Source organism: Dactylosporangium darangshiense, from assembly GCF_039537565.1.
GTDB lineage: Bacteria > Actinomycetota > Actinomycetes > Mycobacteriales > Micromonosporaceae > Dactylosporangium > Dactylosporangium darangshiense.
This window is the reverse complement of the sequence record NZ_BAABAT010000038.1, coordinates 15,544-31,730: the sequence shown is the minus strand read 5'-3', so window position 1 is coordinate 31,730 and position 16,187 is coordinate 15,544. Positions and strand designations below refer to the sequence as shown.

Below are 16,187 nucleotides of genomic sequence, written 5' to 3'. Positions count from 1 at the left end.
GACGGCGCGGCCTGCTGGCCGTACCGGCAGGTGGCGTCGGTATCGCGGCGACGTGCGGTGGTGTCGGAACAGGCTGATGGGCCCCGGCAGGCTCGGCGAGCTACCGGGCCGGGGATGGCGAACTGTCGTCGCCGACCGGGACGTAGCGGGGCACGCCGGCCCCGGCGAAGATCTGGTCGAGGAACGACGAGTTGAGCTCAGTGCTGTAGCAGCAGTGCTCGTCGTAGCTGTCCAGGCCCATGGCGACGCCTTCCCATTCGGTGTCGCTGAGCGGGCCGTCGCGCTCGAGCTCGATGGACTCGCGGTCCAGCCATGCCACGGCGATCCCGGCCCGTGAGGCCAGGTCCAGCAGCGCGTCGGTGGGCGTGCCGAACAGCGCCACGTACTGCCGGAACGCGTCGGCGACGTCCGCGGCGCGGTTCGGTTGCGGTTCGGTCGCGGTCATCGACGCCGACCTCCCGTCGACGGGTGGGCCGCTGCTTCGTGGCGTCGCTGCAGTTGCTGCGGGGACGAGGCCCGGCTGACGCTGCCGCGTGGTTCGCGGATGATGTCGACGTCGCCGATGTGGCGGGTCATCGCGCACCGGCCAGGGCCGGCTCCCGCTCCACGGCGCCGCGCGCGGCAGGCAGGGCGGCGGCAGTGGTACCGAGGCCGAGGCGGGCGCCGATGACCGGTCCGAGCCGGGCCGCGGAGACGGCCGCCGGCAGGTGCCGGCGCTGCCAGCCGGTCAGTGCGGTGCCGAGGTCGGCGCCGTGCCGGTGATGCTGGCACAGGGCGGTGACGAGGCCGTCTGCTTGTTCGAGGCCGTTGTTGGCGCCGCGGGCGGTGTGCGCCCGGACCGGGGCGAGCGCGTCGCCGAGCAGGACGGCGAAGCCGTCACCGATGGGCCAGACCATGCGGGTGGGTGGGTCGATGTCCATGACGGGGAACGCGGTCCGGGTGGTGGTGCAGTGCACGGCGGATGCGTACGGCTCGGGCAGGTGCCAGACCGCGTTGCCGTCGACGTGCGCCCGTGCGATGTCGCTGACGTGCCGGTGTTGGGCGAACAGCCGCCGGTGCGGGGCCACGCCGAACCACTCGGCGTACTCCGCCGGGGTGGCGTTGAGGTAGAAGGTCCAGTCGACACCGCCCGGGATCGGGGCGATGTTGAACTGGACGCCGGGGCCGGGTTCGAGCCGCCAGAAGTCGACCATGCCGGTGGGGTTGCACGCGACGGCGCCGCGATGGCCGACGTAGCCGGCGTAGTGCAGCTGCCGGTCCGGGTCGAGGAGGCTGCGGCCGGTGGACGCCCGCCCGTCGGCGAACACGACCAGGTCGGCGGGTTCGGTGCGGCCGTCGGCGAAGTGCAGCAGCGCACACTGGCCGTGTGCGGTGAGCCCGGTGACCCGGGCGCCGGTCTGCGCCATGCCGTCGGGGAGCCGGCCGGTGAGGGCCTGGTTGAGCTGGGTCCAGGTGGTGAACCGGCCGGGGTAGGCGCGGCGGGTCGGCTCGCCGAGCATTCGGCGGTGGACCGGGGTCTGCCAGATGGTCTCCGACGGGATGTGGACGTATTCGTCCTGGCCGATGCCGAGGTGGTCGAGGATGCCGAGGCTGGAGTGTTCCAGGGAGATCAGGCCGCCGCCGAGGGTGGTGCTGGCGGGCATGGCCTCGTAGAGGGTGACGTACGCGAAGCCGGCCTGGGTGAGCAGCAGCGCCACGACGGGACCGGTGAGCGATCCGCCGACGACGGCGATCCGGGGTCCGCCAGGTGCCCCGGCGGTGCTGTGCCGGTTGGTCCGGTGCGTCCGGCCGGGCTGGGTGTTGGTGTGCTGCTGGTGGTGTGGGTTGCGCATGTCAGGGTTCCTCCAGAACAGGGAGTTGGGGAACCCGGGCACGGCCTTGGCGGCCGTGCCCGGGGTGTGCGGGGTCGCACAGCGGTGGCCGGGCATCGGCCGGAAGGTGGTGCCGGTAGGAGCAAGCGCGCCGGAAACGGGGCGCGCCGGCTATGCCGTCAGGCGGTGGCCGCGAGGGGCCGGATGCGCAGCGGCGGGATCCGCTGCCACGACGCGGCGAGCGTGCCGGGCTGGGCCGGGTGCTCGATGACGTCGTAGTCGCGGACCCACACCGCGTACCAGGCCTCCGCGGGCGCGGCCTGCCGCAGCACCTGATCGGCGGCGGGCGGGATGCCGGCCAGGGCCGGGTGTTCACTGGCCCGGTACCGGGAGCGCTGGCCGGCGAGCATCGGGCAGGCCCGGCGGCTGTAGGCCGCGCACGGCGGGCAGACCGCCGGCTCGGCCGTGCACGCGTAGACCAGGTCGGATTCCCGGGCGAACAGCACCGCCCGCACGCCGAGCCGCTGGCCGCAGACCTGACACCGGCGCCGGTTCAGGCACTGGGACTGCGCCAGATCGGTGACCTTGCCGAACAGGTACAGCCCGGCCCGGGTGGCCGGGGTGATCCACGGCACGACCAGGCCGCCGGATCGCGGCCGCCCGGCCAGGTGCTCCGGGATGTCAGGCGTCGCCGTCACCAGGCACCACCACCTTCGCCCGGCTCGCCGCCGGTCTGCGGCGTGAGATCAGCCAGGACGTGGCCGGCGTGGGCGACCGGCCGCACACGCGGGTCGGCGCGCAGCAGCTCGTGGCAGCCGGCCGACACGGCCGAGGTGACCGGGCCGGGCACGACCATGCCGACACGGCCCAGGTCGACGGCGTGCCGCACGACCTGCAACGCGCGGCTGCGCAGCGACGCCTCGACCAGGACCGTGCCGGCGGTGAGTCCGGCCAGCAGCGACTGATTGGCCAGCATCCGTTCCAGGGTCGGGCGGGCGCCTGGCGGCCACGCGCTGAGCAGCAGGCCGTCCTCGGCGAGACGGTCGAACAGCCCGCGATGCTGGTGCGGGTGGAGCTGGTCGAGGCCGCCGGGCAGGACCGCGACCGCGTCACCCTCGGCGGCCAGCGCGGCCCGCAGCACCGTGCCGTCGATCCCGAGCGCGCCAGACGACACCACCGTCCAGTGCCGGCCAGTCAGCTCCGCGGCGAGGTCCGCTGCCACGGTGATGCCGTAGTTGCTGGCGGCCCGCGACCCGACGATCGTGACCGACGCCGCCTGTTGCGGGATCTGGGCCGGCCCACGTACCCACAGGCACACCGGCTCACCGCCGTCGCGGTCACGCAGCCCGGTCGGCCAGTCGAGATCGGCTGGGATCACCACCCGGCCGCCGCCCCGCTGGGCTTCCTCGACGACGACGGCCGCCTCGCCCCACCACCGTTTCGCGGGCAGGTGCCGGATCTCGTGCCGGGGCACGAACGGCACACCGACCCCGGACAGCATGTCGACGGTGTCGACCGGTCCGTGCTGCGCCAGCAGCTGCCGCAGCCGGGCGTCGCCGGGCTCGCACAGCCAGCCGAGCGTGGCCCGCGCGAACCGCTCGTCGGCGTAGATGTCCATCACGCCGCCACCAGCCCGACCGCCGGAACGCCGGCCAGCTCGAACGCGACCGGATCCGGGTCGCTGGGTCCGGCCTGCGCCGGGTCGGAATCGTCGGTGGCGTCGCCGGCCGGGGTGAGGTCGGCCAGGATCTGCTTGGCCACCCGCAGCACCGTTTCGGCGCAGTCCTTGACCAGGTCCAGGTCGCCGCCCGCCCAGCCGAACACGTAGGCGTCGGAGTAGGCGGCGCTGTCCATGCCCAGGGCCCGCAGCACAATGTGCGCGACACTCTCGGCCTCGGTCTCGACCCGGCCGCGGTGCACGTCCTCCCCGGCCGCCCCGGCGTCGAGATGCCCGCAGCGAATGTGCGCCAGCTCATGCAGAGTGCTCTTCGTCCGCTGCGCCGGGTCGACGTCGTCACGGACCTGCACGAGCCGGACGCCCCGGCGCCGGACCGTGACCCCGTTCGCGCCGCCCAGGTCGCCGGTCCGCGGCGCGACGAGCTCGTAGGTGTACCCCTCATCCTTGACGAGCTTGACGAGGTCGTCGAAGACACCGGTCGGGTCGTCGCCGACGAGCAGTTGCGGGCGGTTCCCGCGCTGCTGGACCCGCCGGCGCGCCAGCACCGTCGGCGGCTCGAACGGTTCGCCGTCGGTCTGGCTCAGCTCGAAGGTGTTCGCCAGCCGGAACGCGACCACTTGGACAGCGGGGCGGCCGGACGGTTCCCGCTGGACCTTGCGGCCGGCGGCCTCCCACTCGGCGGCCTGTTCCTCGGTTGGCCGCCGCTTGATCGGCGCCCAGATCTTGAACGCTGTCTCGCCGGCGCGCACGTAGCGCTGGTGGGCTTTCCAGCCGGTCGAGCCGTCCTTGCGGCCGAACGGCAGGAAGTAGCGGGGCTCGATGCCGCGCTGCTCGGCCTGGACCAGCAGCAGAATCTGGTTGCCCAGGCCGTAGCGGGCGCCGAACGTGGCGACGTGGTCGATGAACTCGATCCACTGCGCAGGGTCGGCCGCCATCCGGGCCAGCCGGGCGCCGAAGTCGGCTTTGATCTTCGCCAGCAGTGCATCTCGATCGTCGTCGCTGCGGCTGGACCGCTCGGCCCGCGCAGTGTCCTGGATCCTGGGCTTCTCGGCCCTGGGGGTGTGCTCGGCCCTGGCCTTCGTGGCCCTGGGGTTGTGCTTGGCCATCGGTGTGGCCCTCCTATCCCCGCCTCGTGGCGGCGGACAGGTTGGGACCCGGTGCGGCCCCAACCTGCCCGTAGGCACGAGGTGAGGCCACCGCCGCGGGAGCAGGCGGTCAGGCTGGTGGAACTAGCCGGTTCGGTTGTCCGGATCGGCGAGGAGTTCGGCGTGGCGGGCCGAGCCAAGCTCGACGATGTCCGGGCCGTGGGGCGCCTCGCCGGCCGGGAACTGCTCGGCGTGCCGCTGGCAGTGGCCGCAGCGGTCGCAGCCGCGGACTCCGCCCTGATAGACCAGACCGGCGATCAGGCACATCGCGGAGGCCCGATCAACTGCAGCCCAGGTCCCCGGCACGGTCACAGTGAGCGTGTCGCCTTGCAGGGTGGCGTCGCCGCAGCCAAGTCCGGCCTCGTCGACCAGCATGATCCGGGTCAGTCCGCGTGCCGGCCGGTCCGCCCACACGGTGACCCAGTGCGCGTCGACCGCCAGCCGACCCAGCTGGACGGGGTGATCGGTGAGCGGCGGGAGCGCCAACCCGGCCAGACTGCCGAGGCTGTCGAGGTTGGGTCTGGTCACCTCGCGATCACCACCTCGTCGTCGAGGACGGCGAACCACGGGATGGCCGTCGCCCGGCGCAGCAGGTCCAGCCAGCCGTCGATGACGACGACCGGCCCGTCGGGGTCTGGCAGCGGGTGACGCACGACGAAATCCGGGTCGTCCTCGGCCAGGTTCCCGACGCCAGCGACGGTCTGCGCGAAGACCCGGATCGCCTCCCGCTTGACCGCCTCGGCGCCGGACCCGACGATCAGGACCGGTGCGTCGTCCCAGTCGATCAGCCCGTACACGTCCTCGTCGCCGACCGCCGTCGTTGGACGTTCCCCGACCCGGCAGATGATCAACCTGCGGGTCTTCATCGCTCCTGCCCGCTGTCGAGGCCGCATATAACGGCGGCGTCGAAGCGGGCCGTCTGGCCGCGGCCGGACGCTTTCGCCGCGCGCATGGCCCGGTTGGCGCGGATGAGTGCCAGCCGCCGGTCGCTGTCGGTATGCGGGGCGATGGTGGCGATGCCGGCGCAGGCTGTCACACCGACGGTGATCGGCCGCCCGCAGAGGTGGATCTCGGTCGGCTCGCCGACGGCCGCGACGACACGAGCGGCGTGGCCGGTGGCGTCGGCAGGGTCAGCGAGGACGACGGCGAACTCGTCGCGGCGCAGCCGGAACGCCGAGGCGTCAGCGGCCGCGACGTGCTGGAGACGGCCGGCGGTCAGCACGAGCAACTGGTCGAGCGCGCGATGGCCGAAGCGGCTCACGAACGCCCGGGCGCCGTCGAGGTTGACCAGGATCACGGCGACGGATCGGCGCTGGCGTGCGACGTCGGCCAGGGCCGCGTCGAAGCCAGCGCGGTTGCCCAGTCCCGTGAGGTCGTCGCGGTGCACCGCATGTCCGGCGCTGATGATCGCCGTGCAGCCTCGGGCCGCCGTGCGGCGCCGAGATACGACGTAGGTGATGACGGCGGTGATCGCGATCGCCGCGAGGACTGCGGGGATGGTGGACACTGCTGCCCACACCTCCAATCCAAGGTTGAGGAGGTGTCGAGGGCAGCCGGATGCCACCGGCTGCCCTCACCTCAAGTGGCGCACAAACCCCGCGTTCGCGGGGATTCGCGGGGCTGCCGGCGGCGCCCGTGCGGGCACCGGCTGGTGTGCGTTACTGGTCGGTGGTGGCGGCCCGCCACAAGCGAGGCGGTACACCGGCCTGCATGGCCTGGCCGAGCAGTTGGGCGAGGCGGTAGTCCGGGTCCGCGTGCAGGGACCGGTCCACGGCGATATTCGCCAGCGCGCCGTCACCGGCGAGGTAGGCGGTGACGGCCAGCAGGCAGGCCGGGGCGGCGCTGGCGCGAAGTGTCGCGCGGCGGGTCACGTCGATCCACAGCCGCCGGTGCTCGTCGCTGCCGTCACAGGCGATCCAGGCGTGGTCGCGGACCTCGGGCACCATGAGCACGGCGGTCAGCCACGCCACCTCATCCTCGGACAGGATCTCCCCGCGGGCGGCGGCCTCGTACGCCTGCCGCACCGCTGTGATCCCAGCACGTACGGCCTGTTCGGGCTGGGACGGCCTCCTGCCGGTGGTGGTCGCGACGCCGCCGTCGGCCAGCAGGTCGATGAGCCGACGCAGCGCTGCGGTGGTTGCGGTGCGCATCCGGCCGCGTTCCGGTCCGGTGACCGGTGTGATCAGGTGTTCCAGCGCGGCCCGGTCCGGCAGCGGTGCGATGCCGAGGTAGGCCGCCTCGGCCGGGACGATACTGGCCGCGGGGTCGTACGCCACACCGTCGGTGCCGCAGTCCGGGTCGCCGCACAGGCAGTAGTAGCGGCCGTCGGCGACCCGCAGCACGTCGCGTACCTCCATCGAGGCCGCGCGCAGCGCGGTGGTGAGCACGGCGGCGGCGGGTTCGACCCGTTCGGCCGGTCCGTATCCGATGAGGATCGCCGCCGATCCGTACTGGGCGATCATCGCGGCGGTCTGCGCGGCCGGTGCCGCCAGCTCCTCGATCTCGGACAGGTGGGGAAGGTCGCGCCTGGAGACGAGCTGGATCCGCTGGTGGTCCAGGACGATGCAGATGAGGCTGTCGGCCGGGTGGAAGCCGACGAGGTAGGGCACCGCGACGACAACGTCCTCGCGGCTGGTGAGCAGAAGCTTGCCGGATGCGACCACAGCTGGGTCCTCCTTGGATGAGCAGATGGAGACAGGGCACGTTGGAAGTGATCAGGAGTCGACCGGCGGTCGAAGGCCGCCGATCCGGGGTCAGCGGCCGTGAGTGAGCGCGGCCAGCAGCGCGTCGACCTGGGCGGCGGTGAGACCGATGGCGGTGCTGCCGCGGCGGCCGGTGACGACGATCGGTCCGACGAGCGGCATTCGGCCGCCGCCGAGGCGGGCGACGAGCAGGCTGGCGACGGGGTTGGGGCGCCGGCTCCTGGACGGGGCGTCCTCGTCACACCACGCGGACAGGTCCGGGGTGCCGATCGGGATCGGTGCCAGCCACCCGCCGACCGCGCGGCGCAGCAGCTCGTCGACGGCGCCGGTGCGCAGCCGGGTGCGGTGTTCGTGGCTGGTGCCGTCCTCGGCGACCACGAGGAACGTGAAGGGCGTGTGGGGCATGGGACTCCAATCGTTGGAGTCGCCGAGCATGGCCGTCTGGCCACGCCCGGCGAGAAGACGGCGGCCGGGCATCGGCCAGGAGAACTGGTGATTCGGGACATCGGGCCGGCGCTGTGCCCGCGGGCCTGGGCCGGTGGTCAGGTCGTGCCTGGTCCGGCGGTCAGCTTTCGAAGACGACGGTGTCTTGGATGCTGACCCGCATCGGTACGGTGCCGTCGGGTCGCTGTAGCCACCGCTCGGTCTGTTCGAGGTGCGCGGCGATCCGCAGCGTCCCGTTCCGGTCGACGTAGGCGAACACCCACGTGCCGGCCACTTGGATCGCCGGGTAGGGCGCGTCGAACGACGCTGGTACGAACTGGGCGGTGGCATTCGAGCCGAGGGCGGTCACCGGTGTCGAGGCGTGGATGCGGCGGAATCGCGCCTCGTGGCGGCGCCACACGGCGGGATCGTTGCCGGGTGGCGGGGTTCCGCCGTGGCTGTCGGCCCACTGCTGGGCGCGGTCGGCCAGCACCTCGCACAGCACCGCCGCCTCCGTGAACAGGTTCGCCCGGGTCAGCTCGAACACCAGCCGTGGCCGCGGCAGGCGTCGCAGTTCACGCAGACTGTAGGCGCGCAGCAGCATCGCGCCGGAGTCCTCGTGCAGGTACAGCTGGTACCGGTAGTCGAGGTCACCGAATGTGTCGTCGGCGGCTTCGGCGTCGGTGACGTCCTCGCGGGGCAGCGTGCCGGGGAACGTGTCGGCGTAGGCGAGCCACGTCTGGACGGCGAGCCGGTGCTGGCCCTCGTCGACCCAGGCCAGGAAGTGGGCCACGAGCGGGATCAGGTACTCCGGGCTGGCCCAGGTGGCCGGGAACGCGCGGGTGGTACCCCGTTGCTCGGTGATGGTGATGACGGCGCGCGTATCCATCGTCGACGGCGGGTGGGCGGGACGGCTGTGCCGACTGGGCTGCTGGTCGCTGGTGGTCAGCGGTGTCAGCGGTGCGGTCATGTCGGTTCCTTTCGATACGTCGGAAACCGGGCACGGCGGTGCGGCCGTGCCCGGTGTGCGCGGGTGCGCTCGAGGAGGCCGGGCAGCGGCCTATGAAGGTTGGGGTGGGCCGGTGAGTGGCCGGTCAGCGATGGCCCGGCGCTGACGATCTCGATGCGCAGCGCCTGGAAGGCGGCGTCGAGGGCCTCGCGGGCGGTGCCGAACGAGGCGGCACGGGCACCGCCGGGGCGGTAGAGCGGGAAGTCGATCCCACGGGTCCCGTGGTGAACCCGCACGAACTATCCGTGGCCTGGACCGGTGGGTGGGATCAGGTAGGCGATCGCGTCAACGCTGGCGGCCGGTGGCGGTGCTGCCGGGTCAGCTCGTGCACAGGGCGACGAGGACGTCGCGGTGGTTCAATGCGGTGATGCGGTGGTTGGCTTCGGCCAGGTAGGCCAGGTGTAGCGCGTACTGGTCGCTGGTGGCCGCCAGGTGAGTGCCGTCGAGGCAGAGCAGGTGGTTGCCCGGGACGGCACAGAGGTAGCCGTAGTTGGCGTAGCCGTGCGCGCCGGTCTGGAATGCCTCCAGATGGCTGGTAGGCAACTCCATGATCCTGTTCGGCAGGGCGTTGTAGGTGAGCATGGTCGCGATGCGGGGTTGGGCGCGGTAGTGCCGGTGAGCCTTGGCGAGCGGGTATTTGTACGGCGTATCGCGGTGCCGGTCGAGGAAGGTCCAGAAGGGCTGGGCGGGCCGGGTACCGGCGACGACCTTGTCCCAGATGTGCCAGCGGTACCAGTAGGCCCGGTGGGCGGCGGCGCGCATGGCGTCGAGGTCCAGGAGTCGGACGGGCCCACCGGCGGCGGTGTACTTCCATGGCTGCAGCAGGTTGCCGCGGTGGAAGCGGGTGGTGGTGATGAAGTGCCCGGCGCTGCCGAGGTTGGTCAGCGGCGTCGCCGAGAGGCGAGTTGCGGCCGTGGCGGCCAGTTGGTCGGTGGGGGTGCCGTTGGGCAGGCACACGATGGTCAGGGACATGTTGAGCACGGTCTCCTCCGCAACGGACGTGGCGGGACACGGGGCATGCCGAAGTCGGGTTCCCGCGAAAAGGGAGGTAAGGGCTCGACCACGAAAGCGGCCAGCGGCACGCGGGAAGAACCCGTTGTTGGCGCCTGGAAGGCGCGAGGTGGTGCTGTGGGTGGGCGAGGCGCCCACGGGCGGGGCAGGCCGACCGGCCGGATGGCGGGTGGGCGGTTGCGACCGCGGTCGTGGGCGGCGTGGCCCGGATGGTGGTGCATAGGGGGTTTCAATGAAATTGAGCCCTCACCGTAGCCCGATCACCCAACACGCCACCGACCGCGCGTATCCGCCGGAAACCCCTGCTGAACTGCCCTGTTGGGTGCGCCGCACGCGTGACGGTGCTGGCGGGCAAGACCCTGTTGGGTTGGCGCGACGCGCTGCTGGCCAACACCAACAGCCAGCGCGTGGTTGTTGGGTGTCGACGGCGGTGGGCGGCACGTTCGGCCTGGGGTCGATTCGGGTTGCCGAGCGTGAATTCCAACGCCGGGCGTGCCGCCCCGCCCGCAGCCGTGGTCGCCGCGGCGTCGAGCTGCCCGCAGGACGAGCACGACCTCGGGTCCGTATCCACGGCGCCCGGCGCTGGCAGACGGACTCGAGATCGGTGGCATCGGGGGCGTGAGCACGCCGCCGGGCGTCAGTTGGTGGAGTCGAGGACCAGCCGGAGCGGATCGTCCTCTGGCCGTGTCGGTCCGGGCGTGAGGGGGCCGGGCTGGCCGTGGCTGCTGGGCAGATCGGCCAGGGCGAGCCGGTGGCGGCCGTTGCCGGCCAGCCGCCACACCGGGCCAGCCGGATCGAGCCCGGATTCCGGCGACGTGGTCGCGACGACCAGGGTCGGCTCGGGCCGGTCAGCGAGCTTGCGGTGCAGGTTCTGCTCCCGCAGCCGGCTGGGCAGGACGAACAGGATTGGGTACTGCGGGCCGCCCTCGGCACGCAGCTTCCGATGGGAAGCCAGCTTGTCGACCAGGCGGCCAATCGGCTCGCTGCCGCGATCGACTTCTGCAAAGAACCCCGTCTCCTGGTCGCCGTCGGTCCACACGCCGTGCCCGTCGGGCTTGATCCGGTGGCCGAACGCCGCCGCCGTGGTGCGTTCGGACCACCAGCGGGTCAACGCCGCCGCCGGTCTCCGGCGTGCGTGCACGAGCAGGCCGACGAAGAACTGGTTGACGGCAAGGAGGTGTTCCAGGGTGGGACTGGAGTAGACCCGGTCCTGGCGATCCCGTACGGCTCTGGCGGAGGGTGGGCTCTCCTCGCGGGCCAGCGCCGCGTACCGGGACGAGAGCAGGCCGGGCAGCCAGCAGACTGGGTTGGGTGCGCCAGGCCGGTTGCGGATGAACCGGTCGATGAAGCCGAGGCGGCGCAGCAGCTGGAGGCGGTGCCGGCAGGTGGTGGGGTTGGCGAACAGGATCGAGCTGAGGTGCTCGGTGGTCAGGGTGGTGTGCTCGTCGAGAAGCGAGGCGATGGTGTAGTCGCGAGGCCGGAGACGGTGGGAGATGTCGATGAGGGTATGAGCGGAGGTGCGACGTGGGTCGGTGGTGCGGAGCACGACACGGGGCGTGTCCCCCGTGGAGAGTTCCCCCTGGGGGAAGTGTCGGGATTCGATGTTCGCGGACATGACGGCTCCTACCTGGGCTGTTGGATGGATTTGGGCGGCCTGGCCTCGGCAGCACGGCGCCGGGTGCCGGCCGAGTCGGTGGCTGTTGCGGCAACCGGGTCCTGGCTGAGCCAGCAGACGGTGGCGGGACCTGTCGGCGTCACGAGCGGCGTCGATCTGGTGATCGCCGGGTGGCGGGACATACGCTGACGACGTCCCTCAGCCGCTCCCCCGTGGCCGCTGAGGGATGTTGCGTGTCCGCCGTCGTGCTGCGTGGGCGGCGCCTGTCGCCGTGTAGGCCGCCGGCGGTCGCGAACCCGAGCGTTGTTTGACGTGGCTGTTGGGTTACGCGACGTCCTGTTGGGCGGCTGTTGGGTTGCCCGGCTCCGGGCCGTCACCGCTCGGTGAGTCGGCCACGCCGGCGAACTGGGCGATTGCCGTACGGTTCCTGGACGGGCCGGATACGGCCACGGCGGCCTGCCGAACCGCCGTCGCTTCCCCGACCAGCGTCCTCGACTCATTGGTCCGCAGGGTGAACGCCGCGGTCTCGCGGCTGTTGACGACCAGCCGGCAGGCCGCCCGGTAGGCGTCCAGGTGGCTGAGGTCGTGCTCGTCGAGCTCGGGCATGGTGTGTCGGGCCAGCTGGTGGGCATCCTCCGGGGCGCAGGAGAAGAACACCTTGTTCCGGGCGTTGGCGGAGATGGCCAGCTGCGTCTCCCGCGGCATCTGCGACAGATTCTGATGGGCCAGGACCAGGCCGAAGTGATATCCGCGGGCCTCGGCGAGCATGTCCCCGACGCTGCCCGGCAGGTTCAGAAAGTTGTGGGCCTCATCGATATATCCGAAAGAGTCTCGCCGGTCCGGTTCGGGCAGCCGTGCCCGGCCGGTCGCGGTCTGCCAGGCTGAGGCGAGGACGAAGCTGCCCATCAGCCTGGCGGTCTCCTCCCTGATCTGGCCTTTCGGTAGCCGGGCGAGCAGGATGCCGCCGTCGAGGACGCGGCGCATGTCGAAGCTCGACTGCGGCGCGCCGAGGGTGCGGCGGACGAAATCACGCAACAAGAACGCGCGGAGCCTGGACAGCACGGGGCCGATGACCTGGGCTCGCAGCGGCGGCGGGGTCGACTCGAACCATTCCCAGTAACCGCGCAGGCCCTCGGGGTCGTCGAGGTCCTGGGTGAAGGCGTATCGGAACTGTTTGTCATTCAACAGCGGCGGGATCAAGGTCAGCGTGGCGTTGGCCTTCCGCAGCAGCGTCAGGCAGGCGACGCGCAGTGTGTCATCGATCCGTGGCCCCCAGTGCTTGGCGAAGATCCGCCCGAAGATGCTGACGATGTTGTCCACGACCAGGTCGTGGTCGTCGCCCTGCAGTGGATTGAGGGTGGTCCCGGCCGGCTGGTCAGGGTCGATGATGGTCAGCCGTTTCGCGTGGCTGACCGGGATCCGGTCGAGCAGATCAAGGACCAGGTCGCCTTTAGGGTCGATGACGACCACGCCGCGACGGGCGTGGATGTCGTCGAGGATCATGTTGAGCAGCAGCGTCGACTTGCCGGAGCCGGTGGAGCCGAGCACGTGCAGGTGCTGGCGGGCGTCGACGACGTTGAGGGCGACGGAATGGCCGCCGACGTCGGCCTTGCCGAGGACTTTCGTGCCGCGTCCGCCCGACGCGACGGCGACCGGGGCGGGCATCGGCTTGGCACGGGCCCGGTCCAGACCGGGCACGGCGATGTCCTGCGGCAGCGCCGCGATCGCGGCCAACTCTGCGGACGACAGCAGGAACCCGCGGCGCAGCACCCGGGCAGCCAGAACCCGGGCCGGATGCTTGATCTTTAGCCGGCGGAGCCGGTTGCGGCCGGTCCAGGACCCGAACGCGGAAGCGATGCCGTGGGCAAGGGTGACCAGTCGGGGTTTGAGGTCGTCGGGGGTCCTGCCACGGGGGTTGGTGTTCGCGACGGCGAAGCGCAGCGCCACCTCCCACTGGGTGCCGGCAAGCTTGTCGACGCCAGCCCGGCCGTCACGCTCGCGTTGCGGATCACTGCCAGGTATCGGCGTGTGCCGCGCGGCCGGATGAGTACGCCGGCCGGTGCTGAACAGCTCCAGGCTGAGGTCGAGGACGACGCGCAGCCAGGTGGCGGGGTCGAGCAGGTCTCGCGGTGGCCGGCCGGTGCGTAGGCTCTGCACGCCGCGGCGCAGCCGGCGGATCTGTCGGTTGGTGGCGGGTCGGGCCAGGACCTGCACGCAGGCTGACTCGGCGGCGTGCAGCCCGGACGCGGCCGCGATGAGGGTGCGCATCGGGTCGTTGTCGTGGTCGGTCTGCAGCGGATACCAGGCCGGCAGGGTGGGGGCGAGCGCGCCGCCGACGTCGAGGGCCTCCAGGGGCAGCGGCGGGTCGGCGTCGGTGACAGAGCACGCGGCTCCGGGCCAGGCACCGCGGATCGCGGCCTGGATCGACCCGGGCGGGATGGTGCGTGGCACCCAGACCGCGATGGTCAGTTCCCGGCCGCCCCACCGGTACTCGATTGCGATGTGTGGGCGGCCGTCACGCAGGCGGCCTCGCCATCCGATGTGCACGATCTCGGCGAGGGTGGCCCAGAGCGTGGCGGCGCCGTCCGGGTCGACCTCCGGCGGCGGGCTGATGGTGATCAGCTGCGCGTGCCGGGCCATCCAGGCGTGCCGGCGGCCGGCCACGACGGTGCGCGCGGTGTAGCCGGCAGCGAGGAGCAGCACGGCGACGAGCGCGAGCCAGGGCCGGTCCCGGCACCAGTCGACGGCAGCGGTGGCGGTGTCGAGCAGCCACTGCGACGGGCCGGGTAGCGGCGGCGCCGGCGGTGCGGTGGGAGAAGGCGCGGGCGTGGGGGAGAACGCGGCGATTCGCGTAAATACCTGGCTGGTGTTCACTGGTCGGGCCCTTTCAGAGAACAAAAAAGGGCCGTGGGCCGCCATTGCTGGCGGCCCACGGCCCTAAACTGGTGTGGTCACGTCACCGCCAGTCCCGGCTGTGACGTTGTGGTGGTGCGGTTACTCGTCGTCGGGCAACTCCAGATCACCGATGCACAGCCGGTGCTCCTTCTTGGAGGCCACGGCCTGGAAACCAACCCGGTGCGTACCGGACATCAGCAGGCCCTCGCCGCGGCGGGCGCCGAGCAGCACTCGCGCCTCGCCGGCGGTCAGACCGAACACGTCCGCGACGAGGTCGATTGCTTGTGGCGCCTGTCGCAGCAGGATCTGGGTGGCGGCGTTGGCGATGACGACCTGGCCGAGGTCGGAGCCGAGCAGGTCCCCGACGTCCTGGGTGATGACCGCGAGTCCGGCCCGCCGCTTCCGCGCGGACTTGGCGAGGCGGGCCAGGAACTTGGCACCTTCGCCGTCGCGCAGCAGGGTCCAGGCTTCGTCGACGACGACCAGCCGCCGCGGGATGTGCGCCGAGCGGATGGCCGGGGTGTCGACCTCGCGCCAGATTGCGTCCAGCGCGAGGAGCATGCCGGGGGCACGCAGCTCGTCGGCGAGCTGCCGCGTCGACCAGCACACCAACTGCCCGCTCGGCACGGTCGTCGTGGGACCGTCGAAGAGGTCCCGGAACGACCCGCTCGTCCACGGCGTCAGCCGCGCCGCGAGGGTGTCCGCGGCCTCGGTGCGCTGGTCGGTGAGCGCCGTGGCCACGTCGCAGAGCAGGGGCGCCTGTCGGCGCCAGGTGTCGGGATCGTTGGAGATCCCGGCCTGGTCGTAGGCGTCGTTGATCGCCTTGTCCAGTGCGGCCCGCTCCGACGGCGGTGGCTGCTGTCCCAACAGCACGCTGATCAGCGTGTGGAGGAACAGCGCCCGGTACGTCCGTGCCTGTGGTCGGCGGTCACCTGGTGGGATGTCGAGGGGGTTGAGCCGGACACCGCTGGCGCCGAGCGCGATCGTGACGCCGCTGACCGCGTCGGCGAGGCGGATGTACTCGTTGTCGGGGTCGATCACCGCCACGTGCACACGGTCGGCGAGGGAGCGGAGCACTTCGAGCTTGATGAAGTACGACTTGCCGGCCCCCGACCTGGCCAGGACGACGCTGTTGGCGTTGTGCTGCGCCCACCGGTCCCACCACACAACCCCGTTGCTGTCGGGGTTGAGGCCGTAGAGCATGCCCCCGGTGGCGCCCGGCTCACCCGGCAGCGGCGCCGGCAGGTCGGAGGAGGCGAGGGGGAACGCCGACGCGATCGCGTCGGTGTCCATGATCCGGCGCATCCCGAGTCCGTCAGTTGCGAGGGGCAGGGTGGCCGTCCATCCTTGCAGCTGCCGCCACGTCGCGGGCTGCGTGTCCAGCAGGACGGAGGCGGCGGTGGCCCGCACGTGCGCGACCGCCTCGTCGAGCTCGTCGAGACTGGTAGCGTGCACGCACAGGTACAGGCCAACCCGGAAGAGCTTGCTGTGGCCGCGTGCGATCCGGTCGGCCAGCTCCGCGGCGTCGTCGGCGGCGGCCTCGGTGATCGGATCGACCAGGCGGCCCTTCTCCGCGTCGGTACGCCGGTTGGACTCCAACCGGGCCCGCTGCTTACGCAGCCTGGCCGCGGCGATCTGCGGCGGCAGGGGGTCGATGTAGACGACGACGTCGAGCCGGCCCGGCCAGGCCAGCAAGGGGTCCAGCCACGCTGGGCCGACCTCGGCCGGGTAGCCGGTCACGATCAGCGTGGCCGCGTACCCGTCACCGACGCGCAGGTATCGGGGCGTGTTCTGAACCGCTGCCGGGCCCAGTACGGCCGCGAGTCCGGCCGCATCGGCCGGGCTCGCGTCAGTGCTGGTCGGCTTTCGCCGTTGCAGCAGGGGCATGGCAGTCTCCT

Annotated in this window: 16 protein-coding genes; all 16 read right to left on the bottom strand. The window is 72.0% G+C overall.

Annotated elements, in window-relative coordinates; translation table 11 throughout:
- Positions 1-100: 100 nt before the first annotated feature.
- The 16 genes from ABD901_RS43260 to ABD901_RS43185 all read right to left on the bottom strand — a co-directional run bounded on the left by ABD901_RS43260 (position 101) and on the right by ABD901_RS43185 (position 16,176).
- Complete coding sequence (locus ABD901_RS43260; protein ID WP_345136863.1) at positions 101-445, bottom strand: hypothetical protein; 345 nt, start codon at positions 443-445, stop codon at positions 101-103.
- Between the two features lie 127 nt (positions 446-572).
- Positions 573-1,832, bottom strand: coding sequence for a Rossmann-fold NAD(P)-binding domain-containing protein (locus tag ABD901_RS43255; RefSeq protein WP_345136862.1), 1,260 nt, complete (start codon positions 1,830-1,832; stop codon positions 573-575).
- A gap of 158 nt (positions 1,833-1,990) precedes the next feature.
- Positions 1,991-2,509 (bottom strand): hypothetical protein, encoded by a 519-nt coding sequence (locus ABD901_RS43250; RefSeq protein WP_345136860.1) that lies wholly within the window; start codon positions 2,507-2,509, stop codon positions 1,991-1,993.
- Positions 2,506-3,429 carry a DNA-processing protein DprA gene (locus ABD901_RS43245; protein WP_345137012.1) on the bottom strand — a complete coding sequence of 308 codons (924 nt, stop codon included), beginning with the start codon at positions 3,427-3,429 and terminating at the stop codon, positions 2,506-2,508. The genes ABD901_RS43250 and ABD901_RS43245 overlap by 4 nt, the downstream gene beginning before the upstream one ends.
- A complete protein-coding gene (locus ABD901_RS43240; RefSeq protein WP_345136858.1) occupies positions 3,429-4,595 on the bottom strand; it encodes a hypothetical protein in 1,167 nt (388 codons plus the stop codon). The genes ABD901_RS43245 and ABD901_RS43240 overlap by 1 nt, the downstream gene beginning before the upstream one ends.
- A gap of 123 nt (positions 4,596-4,718) precedes the next feature.
- Positions 4,719-5,162, bottom strand: a complete 444-nt coding sequence (locus ABD901_RS43235) for a hypothetical protein (RefSeq protein ID WP_345136855.1) — start codon at positions 5,160-5,162, stop codon at positions 4,719-4,721.
- The gene (locus tag ABD901_RS43230) at positions 5,159-5,500 is read right to left on the bottom strand and encodes a hypothetical protein (RefSeq protein WP_345136853.1); all 342 of its coding nucleotides are present in this window, start codon (positions 5,498-5,500) and stop codon (positions 5,159-5,161) included. The genes ABD901_RS43235 and ABD901_RS43230 overlap by 4 nt, the downstream gene beginning before the upstream one ends.
- A complete protein-coding gene (locus ABD901_RS43225) occupies positions 5,497-6,141 on the bottom strand; it encodes a GGDEF domain-containing protein (RefSeq protein ID WP_345136851.1) in 645 nt (214 codons plus the stop codon). The genes ABD901_RS43230 and ABD901_RS43225 overlap by 4 nt, the downstream gene beginning before the upstream one ends.
- Positions 6,142-6,292: 151 nt before the next feature.
- The gene (locus ABD901_RS43220) at positions 6,293-7,297 is read right to left on the bottom strand and encodes a DUF4192 domain-containing protein (protein WP_345136849.1); all 1,005 of its coding nucleotides are present in this window, start codon (positions 7,295-7,297) and stop codon (positions 6,293-6,295) included.
- A 90-nt stretch (positions 7,298-7,387) separates the two neighbouring features.
- Positions 7,388-7,741 carry a DUF3846 domain-containing protein gene (locus tag ABD901_RS43215; protein WP_345136847.1) on the bottom strand — a complete coding sequence of 118 codons (354 nt, stop codon included), beginning with the start codon at positions 7,739-7,741 and terminating at the stop codon, positions 7,388-7,390.
- 160 nt (positions 7,742-7,901) lie between these two features.
- A complete protein-coding gene (locus tag ABD901_RS43210; RefSeq protein ID WP_345136845.1) occupies positions 7,902-8,729 on the bottom strand; it encodes a hypothetical protein in 828 nt (275 codons plus the stop codon).
- A complete protein-coding gene (locus ABD901_RS43205; protein ID WP_345136844.1) occupies positions 8,726-9,004 on the bottom strand; it encodes a hypothetical protein in 279 nt (92 codons plus the stop codon). Before ABD901_RS43205 ends, ABD901_RS43210 begins: the two co-directional genes overlap by 4 nt.
- Before the next feature lie 82 nt (positions 9,005-9,086).
- Entirely contained in the window at positions 9,087-9,740 is a 654-nt protein-coding gene (locus ABD901_RS43200) for a hypothetical protein (RefSeq protein ID WP_345136842.1), read from the bottom strand.
- A 676-nt stretch (positions 9,741-10,416) separates the two neighbouring features.
- Complete coding sequence (locus tag ABD901_RS43195) at positions 10,417-11,394, bottom strand: replication-relaxation family protein (protein ID WP_345136840.1); 978 nt, start codon at positions 11,392-11,394, stop codon at positions 10,417-10,419.
- Positions 11,395-11,718: 324 nt separating this feature from the next.
- The gene (locus tag ABD901_RS43190) at positions 11,719-14,268 is read right to left on the bottom strand and encodes a helicase HerA domain-containing protein (RefSeq protein ID WP_345136839.1); all 2,550 of its coding nucleotides are present in this window, start codon (positions 14,266-14,268) and stop codon (positions 11,719-11,721) included.
- A 120-nt stretch (positions 14,269-14,388) separates the two neighbouring features.
- A complete protein-coding gene (locus tag ABD901_RS43185; RefSeq protein WP_345136838.1) occupies positions 14,389-16,176 on the bottom strand; it encodes a VirB4 family type IV secretion system protein in 1,788 nt (595 codons plus the stop codon).
- Between the last annotated feature and the right edge of the window lie 11 nt (positions 16,177-16,187).